Origin of the sequence: Bradyrhizobium sp. Gha, from assembly GCF_900113735.1 — a bacterium.
Lineage (GTDB): Bacteria > Pseudomonadota > Alphaproteobacteria > Rhizobiales > Xanthobacteraceae > Bradyrhizobium.
Window position 1 is genome coordinate 52,287 of record NZ_FOQM01000040.1, and the last position, 12,747, is coordinate 65,033.

The 12,747-nt window shown below is 65.7% G+C and carries 11 protein-coding genes; 8 read left to right on the forward strand and 3 right to left on the reverse strand.

The genetic code is table 11. From position 1 onward, the window contains the following. Positions 1-8: 8 nt before the first annotated feature. Positions 9-1,079, reverse strand: coding sequence for a lipopolysaccharide heptosyltransferase II (waaF, locus tag BM222_RS32880; RefSeq protein WP_092237899.1), 1,071 nt, complete (start codon positions 1,077-1,079; stop codon positions 9-11). 171 nt (positions 1,080-1,250) lie between these two features. Between waaF and rfaD the strand changes: the two genes are divergently transcribed. The 6 genes from rfaD to BM222_RS32910 all read left to right on the forward strand — a co-directional run bounded on the left by rfaD (position 1,251) and on the right by BM222_RS32910 (position 9,198). Next, entirely contained in the window at positions 1,251-2,231 is a 981-nt protein-coding gene (rfaD, locus tag BM222_RS32885; protein ID WP_092237902.1) for an ADP-glyceromanno-heptose 6-epimerase, read from the forward strand. 11 nt (positions 2,232-2,242) lie between these two features. Beyond that, a complete protein-coding gene (gene rfaE1, locus BM222_RS32890; protein WP_092237904.1) occupies positions 2,243-3,727 on the forward strand; it encodes a D-glycero-beta-D-manno-heptose-7-phosphate kinase in 1,485 nt (494 codons plus the stop codon). Positions 3,728-3,756: 29 nt separating this feature from the next. After that, the gene (locus tag BM222_RS32895) at positions 3,757-5,010 is read left to right on the forward strand and encodes an O-antigen ligase family protein (protein ID WP_177243600.1); all 1,254 of its coding nucleotides are present in this window, start codon (positions 3,757-3,759) and stop codon (positions 5,008-5,010) included. 98 nt (positions 5,011-5,108) lie between these two features. Then, positions 5,109-7,019, forward strand: coding sequence for an SDR family NAD(P)-dependent oxidoreductase (locus BM222_RS32900; protein ID WP_177243601.1), 1,911 nt, complete (start codon positions 5,109-5,111; stop codon positions 7,017-7,019). Between the two features lie 2 nt (positions 7,020-7,021). Continuing rightward, the gene (locus tag BM222_RS32905) at positions 7,022-8,254 is read left to right on the forward strand and encodes a glycosyltransferase family 4 protein (protein WP_177243602.1); all 1,233 of its coding nucleotides are present in this window, start codon (positions 7,022-7,024) and stop codon (positions 8,252-8,254) included. Continuing rightward, positions 8,251-9,198: an NAD-dependent epimerase/dehydratase family protein gene (locus tag BM222_RS32910; protein ID WP_092237914.1), complete on the forward strand. Its 948-nt coding sequence runs from the start codon at positions 8,251-8,253 to the stop codon at positions 9,196-9,198. The genes BM222_RS32905 and BM222_RS32910 overlap by 4 nt, the downstream gene beginning before the upstream one ends. On the opposite strand, the gene BM222_RS32915 is transcribed toward BM222_RS32910, so the two are convergent. Together BM222_RS32915 and BM222_RS32920 are read right to left on the reverse strand one after the other, a co-directional pair. Beyond that, positions 9,186-10,193, reverse strand: coding sequence for an MraY family glycosyltransferase (locus BM222_RS32915; protein ID WP_092237917.1), 1,008 nt, complete (start codon positions 10,191-10,193; stop codon positions 9,186-9,188). The two genes, BM222_RS32910 and BM222_RS32915, sit on opposite strands and share 13 nt — an antisense overlap. After that, on the reverse strand, positions 10,190-11,149 hold the full coding sequence (locus tag BM222_RS32920) for a lysylphosphatidylglycerol synthase transmembrane domain-containing protein (RefSeq protein ID WP_092237920.1): 960 nt from the start codon (positions 11,147-11,149) through the stop codon (positions 10,190-10,192). The genes BM222_RS32915 and BM222_RS32920 overlap by 4 nt, the downstream gene beginning before the upstream one ends. A 238-nt stretch (positions 11,150-11,387) precedes the next feature. On the opposite strand from BM222_RS32920, the gene BM222_RS32925 reads away from it, so the two are divergent. Continuing rightward, entirely contained in the window at positions 11,388-12,377 is a 990-nt protein-coding gene (locus BM222_RS32925; protein ID WP_092237923.1) for an SDR family NAD(P)-dependent oxidoreductase, read from the forward strand. Between the two features lie 7 nt (positions 12,378-12,384). Further along, positions 12,385-12,747: sugar phosphate nucleotidyltransferase (locus BM222_RS32930; protein ID WP_177243603.1), on the forward strand; the 363-nt coding region annotated here is incomplete at its 3' end.

Sequence of the window (12,747 nt, forward strand, 5' to 3'; positions counted from 1 at the left end):
TTGGCGGCTCAGGTCTCAACCCGCTTTCCAACCTCACCCAGCACCCTTTCCGCAATCGCCACCACCTCGCTCGCCGCGATATCGCGCATGCAGCGGTGGTCGTTCATTTTGCAGGTCGTGCTCTGACAGGGCTGGCAGGAGAGCACGCTCTTGTCCTGCACCACGGTCGCGGCGAGGCCGTTGAGGGGGGCCCAGAGGTAGGGGCTGGTCGGGCCGAAGATGCCCATGGTGGGCGTGCCCAGCGCGGCCGCGATGTGCATCAGGCCTGAGTCGTTCGAGATCGCGACGCCGGCCGCGGCCATGGCCAGCACGCCGTTGCGCAAATCATTGCCGGTGAGGTCCCGCACCTGAGGGCCGCCGGTTGCGACGATTTCCTGCGCGAGGCCCTTTTCGGCGGGGCCGCCGACCACCCAGACCTCCAGTCCGCGCTCGATCAGCAGGCGGGCGGCCTCCGGATACGAAGTCCAGCGTTTGGAGACCCCGACCGAGCCGGGGGCCAGCGCCACGGCGGCGCCCGCATTGAGGCCGTTGGCATGGCGCCAGCGGGTGACCTCCTCGGGCGAGACCCGCAATTGCGGCACCGGCCATTCCGGCGGCAGCGGGGCGCCATCCGGCAGGGCCAAGGCGGCATTCTCGTCGATGAATCGAGGAAGCTTGCTCTCGCCCCAGCGCCATTGGTTGATCAGCCCGAACCTGATCTCGCCGACCCAGCCGACCCGTTCAGGGATACCGGCAAGCGTCGGCGCGATGGCTGCCTTCCAGGTGCGGGGCAGCACCAGGGCTGTACCATAGTGCCGCTCGCGCAGGAGCTTTGCCAAGCCGAACTGGCGGCGTACCGCCAGGCGGCTGCGCGGCAGGTCCCACACGATCCCGGCGCGCACGCCGGGCATGTAGTCGACCAGCGGCGCGCAAAGGGTGGTGGTGAGGAGATCGACCGGGCGGTTGGGCCAGCGCTGCTTCAGGACCCGGACGACGGTGTGATTCCGGACGAAATCGCCGATCCACATATAGGGGACGATCAGAATCGGGCGGGTGTCGCTCCGATCTTCATATCCGATGAATTGCGAATCTTCATTCATTTGTTAATGGGGCCGAAAACTGGCTGATGTGGTGGTTCGGTTAGCCGCTCCGGGCCGGCAGGTAAAGCCGGCAGAGGCGGGTCCCAAAGCGCCTGCCCAAAATGCTTACACTTTGGCGGATGATGCGCTACGGCAGGTATCGCGCCGTCAAAATCAGGCAGGGATGTTGGAATGTTGCTGGTGACCGGCGGGGCCGGTTTTATCGGATCGAATGTCGTCGCCGCGCTGAACCAGGCGGGGCGCAGCGATGTCGTGGTCTGCGATCTCCTGGGCAGCGACGGCAAATGGCGCAATCTCGCCAAGCGCCAGCTTGTGGATATCGTGCCGCCGGCGGAACTGCCGGACTGGTTGAAAGGCCGCAAGCTCGACGCCGTTGTCCATCTCGGGGCGATTTCCGAGACCACCGCGACCGACGGCGATCTCGTGATCGAGACCAATTTTCGCTTTTCGACGCGCCTGCTCGACTGGTGCACGGCGAATGGTGTGCCGCTGATCTACGCCTCGTCGGCTGCGACTTATGGCGACGGCACCGAGGGGTTCGACGACGATGCATCGCTACCGGCGCTGAAGAGGCTGCGGCCGATGAATCTGTACGGCTGGAGCAAGCAGCTGTTCGATCTCGCGGTCGCGGAGCGCGTCGCGCACGGCGTTTCCCTGCCGCCGCAATGGGCCGGGCTGAAATTCTTCAACGTGTTCGGCCCGAACGAATACCACAAGGGCACGATGATGAGCGTGCTGGCGCGCCGCTTCGATGACGTCAAGGCGGGCCGCGTCGTGCAGCTGTTCAAGTCGCATCGCGACGGCATCGCCGACGGCGATCAGCGCCGCGATTTCATCTATGTCGACGATGTCGTGCGCGTCATCATGTGGCTGCTCGCGACGCCCGCGGTGTCGGGGCTGTTCAACGTCGGCACCGGCAAAGCGCGCAGCTTCAGGGATCTGATGCTCGCGGCCTACGCTGCGCTCGGGACCAGGCCGAACATCGAATATGTCGACATGCCCGAGCAGATTCGCGGCAGCTACCAGTATTTCACCGAGAGCAAGGTCGATCGGCTCTGCCGTGCCGGCTATAACGGCGGCTTCACGCCGCTCGAAGACGCGGTGAAGGCCTATGTCGGGGATTATCTCGACCGGCCCGACCGTTTCCGCTGAGGCCCATCGCCATGCCGACGCCCATCCTCGATTTTGATGCTCTCTCGCACGACATCGCGCGCCGCACGGTGCTGTGCATCGGCGACATCATGCTGGACGAGTTCGTCTATGGCGAGGTGTCGCGGATCTCGCCGGAAGCGCCGACACCCGTCATCGCCGCCCAGCGCAGCGAGATCCATATCGGCGGCGCCGGCAATGTCGCGCGCAATGTCGCTGCGCTTGGCGCGCGCTGTATCTTCGTCGGCCTCGTCGGCGAGGATGAGGCCGGCAAGCGGCTCGCCTCCGCGCTGGCAGACCATGCCGGCATCGAAAGCGCGCTGGTGTGCGATCCGTCGCGGCCGACCACGCGAAAAGTCCGTTTCGTCTCCGAGCATTTTTCCACGCATATGCTGCGCGCGGATTGGGAGCAGGCGGTCGCCGCATCCGAAGAGGTCGAGACCAGGCTGATCGAAGCGATCCTGCCGCGGATCGCGCGCGCCGATATCGTGCTGCTCTCCGACTATGCCAAGGGCGTGCTCACCGCACGCGTGATCCGCCACACCATCGACGCCGCGCGCAAACTCGGCAAGCGCGTGATTGTCGATCCCAAGAGCCTGAACTGGGCGATCTATCGCGGGGCCACGCTGCTCACGCCCAACCGCAAGGAATTCTCGGAGGCCACCCGCAGCCGCGCCGACACGCCGCAGAGCATCGTCGATGCCAGCGAGGACGTGATGCGGCTTGCCGATTGCGAGGCGATCCTGGTGACGCAGGGCGAGCACGGCATGACTTTGGTGCCGCGCAGCCGCGAGGCCGTTCACGTGCCGGCTTTCCCCGTGAAGGTGCGCGACGTCTCCGGCGCCGGAGACACCGTGGCCGCCGCGCTCGCGGTTTCGCTCGCGGCGGATGCGGACTGGGACACGGCGCTGCGCATGGCGAGTGCGGCGGCCGCGGTCGCGGTCGGCAAGCAGGGCACCGCCAGCGTGAGCGCCGACGAGCTGCGCCGAAAGATCCTGCCGCATGCCACGCTCGCAGCCGAGGAGAAGGTGGTGAGCGCGCCCGACACGCTCGAGGCCCGGCTCGCCGAATGGAAGGGGCAGGGGCTGCGCGTCGGTTTCACCAATGGCTGCTTCGACATCCTGCATCCCGGCCACGTCAAGGTGCTGACGGCGGCGCGCGCCGCCTGCGACCGCCTGATCGTCGGGCTGAACAGCGACGCCTCGGTGCGGCGGCTCAAGGGCGAGGAGCGTCCGGTGCAGGACGAACGGGCGCGCGCGGAGGTGCTGGCCGCGCTCGAAGCGGTCGATCTCGTGGTCATCTTCGAAGAGGACACGCCGATCGACCTGATCAGGCGGATCACACCAAGCGTGCTGGTGAAGGGCGGCGACTACACCCGCGAGCAGGTGGTCGGCCACGACGTGGTCGAGGCCGCCGGCGGAATGGTCGTGCTGGTCGACATCCTCCAGGGTTTCAGCACCACCGCGCTGGTGCATCGTGCGCGTGGAGGCGCCAAGTGATCACGCTGGCGGAAAAGACGAGCGCCCCCATGCTGTGGCGGCGTCTGCGCAGTCCGGCCGCGTGGAGCGAGACGGCCGACCTGTTCGCGATTCTCACGGTGGTCTCGCTGCCGTGGTCGACGTCGCTCACGGCGATCTTCAACGTCCTGTTCCTGCTGTGCCTGGTGCCGTTCCTCGACTGGAAGGCATTCCTGCGATCGCTGACGCGCCCGATCTGCGCGGCGCCGATCGCGCTGGTTCTGCTGGCGCTGGTGGGAACGCTGTGGTCGGACGCGGCCTGGGGGGCGCGTCTCTATGCGGTCAATCCGACGGTCAAGCTGCTGGTGCTGCCGGTGCTGCTCTATCATTTCGAGCGTTCGCCGCGCGGGCGCTGGATCTTCATCGCCTTCCTGGTCTCCTGTGCCCTGCTGTCGGTGATGTCGTGGCTGGTCGCCTTCTATCCCAATTTGACGCTCAGGCACGACCAGCTCGAGCGCGGCATCTTCGTCAAGAACTACATCGACCAGAGCCAGGAATTCACGCTTTGCGCGGTCGCGCTTGCTTATCCGATCGTGCTGCTGCTGCGTGAGAAGCGCCACTGGCTGGCCGGATTGCTGACGGCGCTGGCCCTGAGCTTCTTCGTCAACATGGCCTTCGTGGTGGTATCGCGCACCGCACTGGTCACCATTCCGATCATGTTCGGCGTGTTCGCGCTGCTTCATTTGAGGTCGCGCAGCATCGCGCTGATCTCGGTCGCCCTGGTCGCCGGGGCGGCGGTCGCCTGGCAGGCCTCGCCGCAATTGCGCAAGACCGCCGACACCTTTGTCAGCGACTACACCCGCTACAAGGAGAAGGGCGAGCCGACCTCGATGGGCCTGAGGCTCGAATTCTGGCGAAAATCCCTCGGCTTCTTCGCGGAGGCCCCGATCAAGGGGCACGGGACCGGGTCGACGCGCGGCCTGTTCGAGCAGGTCGCCACGCCGAGCGGCCAATACCTGGCGTCCGCCGAGGTGATCGGGAATCCGCATAACCAGACGCTGAACGTCGCCGTGCAATGGGGCGTGATCGGCATCGTCGTTCTCTACGCGATCTGGATCCTGCATTTGTTGTTGTTCCGCGGCGACGGGCTGGCCTATTGGATCGGGCTGCTGGTCGTGGTGCAGAACATCTTCACCTCGCTGTTCAACTCCCATCTGTTCGATTTCCACGAGGGCTGGATGTACGTCATCGGCGTCGGCGTCGCCGGCGGCATGGTGATCCGGGCACAAGGGAAGGCGGCGAAGGTGGGGCAAGCCGGTTCCTGAACGGTCGCGCGGCTGGCAACCTCCGACTGGCAACTCTTGCCGAGATGGGCTATCAGCGCGGTCAGGTTGCACTTATCTGGATATTCATCGGTCGTCGGATGACGCGTCTTTCGCATCTCACATTGCGCAATTTTCTGATTGCCCTCCACGACCTGCTGGCGACCACGGCGGCGTTGTTTGCGGCTTTCTATCTGCGTTTCGAGGGCGGCGAGGGCTTCTACGACCGTTTGCCGCTGCTGTTTCAGATCCTGCCCTATTTCCTTGCCTTCAGCGTGGTCGTGTTCTTCATCTTCAACCTGACCACGACGAAATGGCGCTTCATATCGCTGCCCGACGCGCTGAACATCATCCGCGTCGCGAGCGTGCTGACGGTTGCGCTGCTGGTGCTCGACTACGTCTTCGTCGCTCCCAACGTTCGCGGCGCCTTTTTCCTCGGCAAGGTGACCATCGTCCTCTACTGGTTCCTGGAGATCACCTCCCTCAGTGCGTTGCGTATGGCCTACCGCTATTTCCGCTACACGCGGGTGCGGCGGCATGCCCGCACCGAGGATGCCGCGCCGACGCTGCTGATCGGCCGCGCGGCCGATGCCGAGGTGCTTCTGCGCGGCATCGAGAGTGGCGCCATCAAGCGAATCTGGCCGGTCGGCGTGCTGTCGCCGTCGGGTTCCGATCGCGGCCAGTTCATCCGTAACGTGCCGGTGCTTGGCGGCATTGACGACATCGAGGACATTTTCGCCGACTTCGCCAAGCGCAGCAAGCCGATCGCGCGCGTGGTGATGACGCCGTCGGCGTTCGAGCCGGAGGCCCATCCGGAATCGATCCTGATGCGCGCGCGCAAATTGGGTATGATCGTCAACCGCATGCCCTCGCTGGAGAGCGGCGACGCGCCGCGGCTGACCGCGGTCGCGGTCGAGGATCTGCTGCTGCGGCCCAGCGAAAAGATCGACTATGCGCGCCTCGAAGGCTTGATCCGGGGCAAGGCCGTGATCGTCACCGGTGGCGGCGGATCGATCGGCTCGGAGATCTGCGAGCGTGTGGTCGCCTTCGGCGCCGCGCGCCTGCTGATCCTGGAGAATTCGGAGCCGGCGCTCTACGCGGTCACCGAGGCACTCGCTGCGCACGGCGCGGCGGCCACGATCGAAGGGCGGATCGCCGACATTCGCGATCGCGAGCGCGTCATGCGCCTGATGGCCGAGTTCAAGCCCGATATCGTGTTCCACGCGGCCGCGCTGAAGCACGTGCCGATCCTCGAGCGCGACTGGAGCGAGGGCGTCAAGACCAACATCTTCGGCTCGATCAACGTGGCCGATGCGGCGCTTGCCGCCGGCGCCGAGGCCATGGTGATGATCTCGACCGACAAGGCGATCGAGCCGGTGTCGATGCTCGGTCTCACCAAGCGTTTTGCCGAAATGTACTGCCAGGCGCTCGACCATGATCTTGCGACGGGCGGCGGCGCCAAGCCGCCGATGCGCCTGATCTCGGTCCGCTTCGGCAATGTGCTGGCCTCGAACGGCTCGGTGGTGCCGAAGTTCAAGGCCCAGATCGACGCCGGCGGCCCGGTGACGGTGACCCATCCCGACATGGTCCGCTACTTCATGACCATCCGCGAGGCCTGCGACCTCGTCATCACCGCGGCAACGCATGCGCTCGGAACACAGCGCCCTGACGTCTCGGTTTACGTCCTCAACATGGGCCAGCCGGTGAAGATCGTCGATCTCGCCGAACGCATGATCCGTCTCTCCGGCCTGCAGCCCGGCTACGACATCGAGATCGTGTTCACCGGCATGCGGCCGGGCGAGCGCCTGCACGAGATCCTGTTCGCCTCCGAAGAGCCGACCCGCGAGATCGGTGTCGCCGGCATCATGGCCGCACAGCCGAACGAGCCGCCGATGCAGACGCTGCGCAAGTGGATCGCGGCACTCGACCAGGCGATCGCACGCGACGATCGGGCGACGATCAAGACCATCCTGAAGGATGCGGTCCCCGAATTCGGGTCGACCGCGGCCTGACCATGCAGCCGCAAGACAAGATCGCCGGCAAGATCGTCGTCGCGAGTCAGCACTATCCGCCGGATCCGAGCACGACCGCGGCGATCATGGCCGAGATCGCCTGCCGCCTCGTCACCGAGCGCGATGTCGTCGTGCTGTCGGGCTCGCCCGGCGCGCTGCCGGACTCACAGACCGGTCCGGGCAAGCCGCGCGTCATCACCGTCAAGAACCGGATGGCGGGAAAGGCGGCGCTGGTCCGGCGCGGCCTGTCCGAGCTGCTGTTCGTGCTGCGCATCTTCATCGCGCTGTTGCGGCAGTTGCGGCGTGGCGACGTCGTCCTCACCGTCACCGCGCCCTTCATGCTGCCTTATGTGGTCGCGGCGGCTGCGTGGCTCAAAGGCGCGCGCTCGGCGCTGATCCTGCACGACCTCTTTCCCGACGTGCTGGTGATGGCCGGCCTGTTGAAGCCGCACTCGATCGTGACGGGCGCGATGCGCGCCGCCAATGGCCTGATGTTCCGTGCGCTCAACGCCGTCATCACCATCGGCCGCGATGCGGAAGCGCCGCTGCTCGGCTATTCCGGCATGACGCGGAGCAAGATCCGCTTCATCCCGAACTGGGCGACGCTCGTGCCTGCGGCGCGGCCGGTGACATCGGACAATCCGTACCGCGCGGGCCTTACGGAGCGTTTCATCGTCGGGCTGTCGGGCAATCTCGGCTTCACCCATGATCCCGACATCGTGTTCGAGGCGGCGCGCCTGCTGAGGGATGAACCGGATATCGGCTTCCTGCTCTCCGGCTGGGGCATCGGCTTCGAGCGGCTGAAGCAATTGCAGGCCGAAGCCAACCTGCCCAACATCGTCTTCGTGGCGCGGGTCGAGGATGCGGAGCTCGAGGCATTCCTGGCCGCGGCCGACCTCTGGATTATTCCCTACCGGAAGGACGTGGCGGGGGTGTCGGTGCCGAGCCGTTTCTATAATGTGCTGGCGGTCGGCCGCCCGGTCGTGCTGGTTTCGGAGCCCGAGGCCGAGGCCGCCCTGACGGTGGTCGAGAGCGGGCTCGGCTGGGTGGTGACGCCGGGCCGGGCCGATCAGCTCGCAGAAGCGATCCGGGCGGCGTCCCGTTCCGATGACGACGCCATGGCCGGCCGGGCGGTGAAGGCCGCCGCGAGGTTCGATCGCAGCGTTGCGATGAATGCCTATGCCGGTGTGATCGACGAGCTGTTGCGCAACCCTGTTCTTTCGGAGCAACGATGAGCGCGGGAAAACCGGTCGTGTTGGTAACGGGGGCGAGCGGCTTCGTCGGCCGTCACGTTGCGCCTACGCTCGCGGGCGAAGGCTGGTCGGTCCGGCGTGCGGTTCGCAGTCCGGCGGGCATGGACGGCGAGGTCGTGGTCGGATCGATCGGCCCCGATACCGACTGGACGGCGGCGCTGGACGGCGTCGATGCCGTCGTTCACCTCGCCGCCCGCGTGCATCACAAAAACGACGAGCATGCGGTCCAGCTCTACCGCAACGTCAACATCACAGGCACGCTGCACCTGGCACGCTCCGCCGCAACGGCGGGCGTGCGCCAGTTCATCTTCATCAGCACCGTTCTCGTCCATGGCCGGAGCAATGAGGGCCGGGCCCCGTTCAGCGAGAACGACATCCTGACGCCGCGCGGCCTCTATGGCATGTCCAAGGCCGCGGCCGAGGCGGGCTTGAGGACGCTGGCGCGCGACAGCAACATGAAGATCTCGGTGATCAGGCCGCCGCTGGTCTATGGCGCGGGTGCCAGGGGCAATTTCGCGTTGCTGTCCCGCGCGGTGAATTTGGGACTGCCGCTGCCCTTTGCCGCGATCCACAACCATCGCGCCTTCCTGGCCGTGCAGAACCTCTCATCCTTCATCCAGCGCCGGCTCGCCCAAGGCGACCACGCGAACAATTTCGAGATATTCCTGGTGGCCGACAAGGAGCAGGTCTCGACGCCGGAATTTGTCGAGCGTCTGGCGAAGGCGTCCGGCAAGAGCCCCCGTCTGTTCGGGATGTCGCCGAAATTGCTGAGCTCCCTGCTCGTCATGCTCGGCCAGCAGGACACGCATGACAGCCTGATCGGCTCGCTCGAGCTCGACGTCTCCAAGGCGATCGCAACGGGATGGCAGCCAGCGGTGACGCTTGACGAGGGCTTGCAGCTGGCGCTGACGGCTCAGGACGCCTGAGGGCGGGAGAACCGCCGCAGCACGACGGCGACGGCAATCGCGCCGGCGAGCAGGGCGAGCAGCGTGAGCGTCGTCGAGGCGGCGCGAACGGTGAGGATGGCCAGCGCCGCCAGCAAGAGATTGAGCACGAACGCCTCGCCGATCACGCGCGGGACGCTGAAGCCGTTGTCGGTCGCGCGCTGGTAGAAGTGCGAGCGGTGCGCCGACCAGAATTGTTCGCGCCGTGCGATCCGGCGGAACAGCGTGATGGTGGAATCGGCGAGGTAATAGGCGGGCAGCAGCAGCGCCGCGGCCGGTTGTCCTTGCCAGGCAAGCTCGAGCAGGCACCAGCCGAGCAGAAGGCCGATCGGCAGGCTGCCGACGTCGCCGAGAAAGACTTTTGCGACCGGCTTGTTGAATGGCGCAAAGCCGAGCATTGCGCCGCAGAGTGCCGTTGCGAGCAGCACCGCCGGCCAGGACAAGTTCCCGAGCAGTCCGAGCAGCAGCAGTGCGGCGCTGATTGGCACCATTTCGGCAACCGTCATCAGGTCCAGCCCGTCCATGAAGTTGACGAGGTTCACGAACCAGACACCGGCGAGCACGATCAGGCCGCGCTCCAGCGCCAGCGGCAGGGCAGGCACGATGCGTGCATCGTCAGGCGCGGTGAACACGACAGCGCCGACGCAAGCCGCCTGCAGCACGAGCCGCACCAAGACCGGCAGCGAGACGATGTCGTCGGCGAACCCGACCAGCGCGATGATGATTGTTGCAATCACCAGCGCCGGCGGGATGGCAACGTTCGCCCATACCGCCCATCCGGAAGCGACGACGAGTGTCGCCGCGATCACTGCGATGCCCGCGCCTTGCGGGGTGGGGATACGATGCGAGGAACGCGCATTCGGCCGCGCCAATGCGTAGCGCTGCAGCAGCGGGCGGCTGATCCAGGTGATGAGCGCCGAGATCAGCGCGGCGATCGCAACGGCAAGCAGCGACGGCGCGATTGGAAGCGCGTTCACTCCGGGACCCCGAGCTGCGCCGAGCCCTGTGCGGCCTTCTCCGCGCTGAGGATCCAGACCAGGCCGCCGACGGCCCCGACGATGAAAAAGACCGCGCCGAACAGCAGCGAGACGTTGACGCCTTCGTTTGCGGCCAACCCGGCGAAGCCGAAGGCCAGGCCCATGCTCGCCTCGCGCACGCCCCAGCCGGCGATCGAGATCGGCATCAGCGTGATCAGCATCACCGGCGGCACCAGCAGGAAGACCTGCGCGAAGCTGACGGGCGCGTCGATCGACTTCACCACGCACCAGGCGATGACGACCGCGAGCACGTGAACCAGCAGCGACAGGATTGCGAGCATCGGTCCACGCCCGGGATTGAAGATCACGCGGTTGGCAATCACGGCGCAGGCGTGGAGGTGGTGAGTGGCCCACCACGTCTTCAGCCACCGCCACTTCAGCGCGCCGAAGATCAAAAAGCCGATGCCGCCCGCGAGTGCCGCGAAGTCGACGAGCAGCAGCGCCGATCGGCCGCTGGAATCGGTGATGAGCTGATAGCTCCAGGGCAGGCTTGCGACGATCAGGACGGCGAGCGCGACGAGGCCGATCGCGCGGTCGACGAAGATCGAATAGGTCGCCGCGCGCCACCCGGCGCCGGCACGCGCGACCAGCCACAGCCGAACCGCGTCGCCGCCGATCGCGGACGGCAGGGTCTGGTTGAAGAAGGAACCGATCACATTGTAGCGCATGGCGCGGCCGAGCTCGAGCGGCGCTCCGCATGCGGCGCTGACCTCGCGCCAGCGCAACACGCCGATGAAGATCTGCAGGAACGCCACCGCGATCGCCACGCCGATCCAGAACAGGCTGGTGGCCGTGAAGCGCGAGACCAGCTCGGTCAGGTCGACCTTGCGCAGTGCCAGATAGAGCAGCGCCGCAGAGATCAGGATTTTAGCCGTCGACAGCAGGATTCTGCGCATCTCGCCCGCATTGAACTGAGTTGGCGTAGTTTGAAGTTCACCCGACGCCGGGCGCCGAATTCGGCCGCTTTGGTATGGTTTTGGCGCCGATCTTGCAATAGCGCTGATGAAAAAGGGCGCTGATGAAAAAGGGCGCTGATGAAAGGGGCGGTTGTGAACCTCTGAGGGCTATTGCGCCCCCTCGATACCGGCTAGACTGGCGCAGGCGGGTCGGGCTTGGTGATCGCTTGGGAACAGGATGACGGATCAGGCGATTTTGGTCACGGGGGCGGCCGGTTTCATCGGCTTTCATGTTGCGCGTCAGCTGCTGGCGGAGGGGCGGGCGGTGGTCGGCCTCGACAATGTGAACAGCTATTACGATCCGGCGTTGAAACGGGCGCGTCTGGCGCTGCTCGGGAACGAGTCCGGCTTCTCCTTCGTGCAGGCTGATCTCGCCGACCGCGAGACGATGGCGGCGCTGTTTGCACGGCATCGTTTTGCGGAGGTCGTGCATCTCGCCGCCCAGGCCGGCGTGCGCTATTCGATCGAGCATCCGCAGAGTTACGTCGAGTCCAATCTGCAGGGCTTTCTCAACGTGCTCGAAGGCTGCCGCAACAACGGCTGTCGTCATCTCGTCTACGCCTCGTCATCGTCCGTTTACGGCGCCAACACGAAACTGCCATTTTCCGAGCGGGACCGGACCGATCATCCCGTCAGCTTCTACGCCGCGAGCAAGAAGGCGAACGAGGTGATGGCGCAGTCCTACAGCCATCTGTACCGGCTGCCGGTGACGGGCTTGCGCTTTTTTACCATCTACGGTCCGTGGGGACGGCCTGATATGGCCATGTTTCTGTTCGTAAACGCCATTATGACCGACAAGCCGATCCGGCTCTTCAACCACGGCAAGATGCGACGCGACTTCACCTATATCGACGACGTCACCCGTGTCGTATCCAAGCTGATCGACCTTGTGCCTGCGGACAATCCGGCTGCCGCAAATGCGCCTTCTCGGATCTACAATGTCGGAAATCACCGTCCCGAAGATCTGATGCATGTCGTCGGACTTCTGGAGCGGGAGCTGGGTCGGACGGCGATCAAAGAATTGCTGCCGATGCAGCCGGGAGACGTGGTGGAAACGTTCGCGGATGTCGAGGATTTGATGCGCGACACCGGCTTTGCACCGTCAACGCCGATCGAGCACGGGGTCCACAACTTTGTCAGCTGGTATCGCGACTACTTCAAGGTTTGAAATGACGATGGACAAACGCATAATCCCCCTGATCATGTGCGGCGGGGCCGGCACGCGGTTGTGGCCGGCTTCGCGCGAGGTGCGCCCGAAGCAGTTCCTGCCGCTGTTCGGGTCGCGCTCGACCTTCCAGGACACGCTCTTGCGCGTCTCCGACGCCGCGCTGTTCGACCGCCCCGTCGTCATCACCAACGCCGCCTACCGCTTCATGGTGTTGGAGCAGCTCGCCGAGATCGGCATCGAGGCCGACGTGATCCTCGAGCCGATGCGCCGCGACTCCGGTCCTGCGATCGGCGCGGGCGCGGCGTTCGCGCAAGCACGCAGGAGTGAAGCGATCGTGCTCGCGCTCGCCGCAGACCACGTGGTGCGGGAC

Bases quoted from the DNA above. Each gene is read 5' to 3' on its own strand.
- rfaD (WP_092237902.1), top strand. From the start codon at position 1,251: ATGTTGCTGGTGACCGGCGGGGCCGGTTTTATCGGATCGAATGTCGTC.
- BM222_RS32925 (WP_092237923.1), top strand. From the start codon at position 11,388: ATGACGGATCAGGCGATTTTGGTCACGGGGGCGGCCGGTTTCATCGGC.
- rfaE1 (WP_092237904.1), top strand. From the start codon at position 2,243: ATGCCGACGCCCATCCTCGATTTTGATGCTCTCTCGCACGACATCGCG.
- BM222_RS32895 (WP_177243600.1), top strand. From the start codon at position 3,757: ATGCTGTGGCGGCGTCTGCGCAGTCCGGCCGCGTGGAGCGAGACGGCC.
- BM222_RS32910 (WP_092237914.1), top strand. From the start codon at position 8,251: ATGAGCGCGGGAAAACCGGTCGTGTTGGTAACGGGGGCGAGCGGCTTC.
- BM222_RS32905 (WP_177243602.1), top strand. From the start codon at position 7,022: ATGCAGCCGCAAGACAAGATCGCCGGCAAGATCGTCGTCGCGAGTCAG.
- BM222_RS32920 (WP_092237920.1), bottom strand. From the start codon at position 11,149: ATGCGCAGAATCCTGCTGTCGACGGCTAAAATCCTGATCTCTGCGGCG.
- waaF (WP_092237899.1), bottom strand. From the start codon at position 1,079: ATGAATGAAGATTCGCAATTCATCGGATATGAAGATCGGAGCGACACC.
- BM222_RS32900 (WP_177243601.1), top strand. From the start codon at position 5,109: ATGACGCGTCTTTCGCATCTCACATTGCGCAATTTTCTGATTGCCCTC.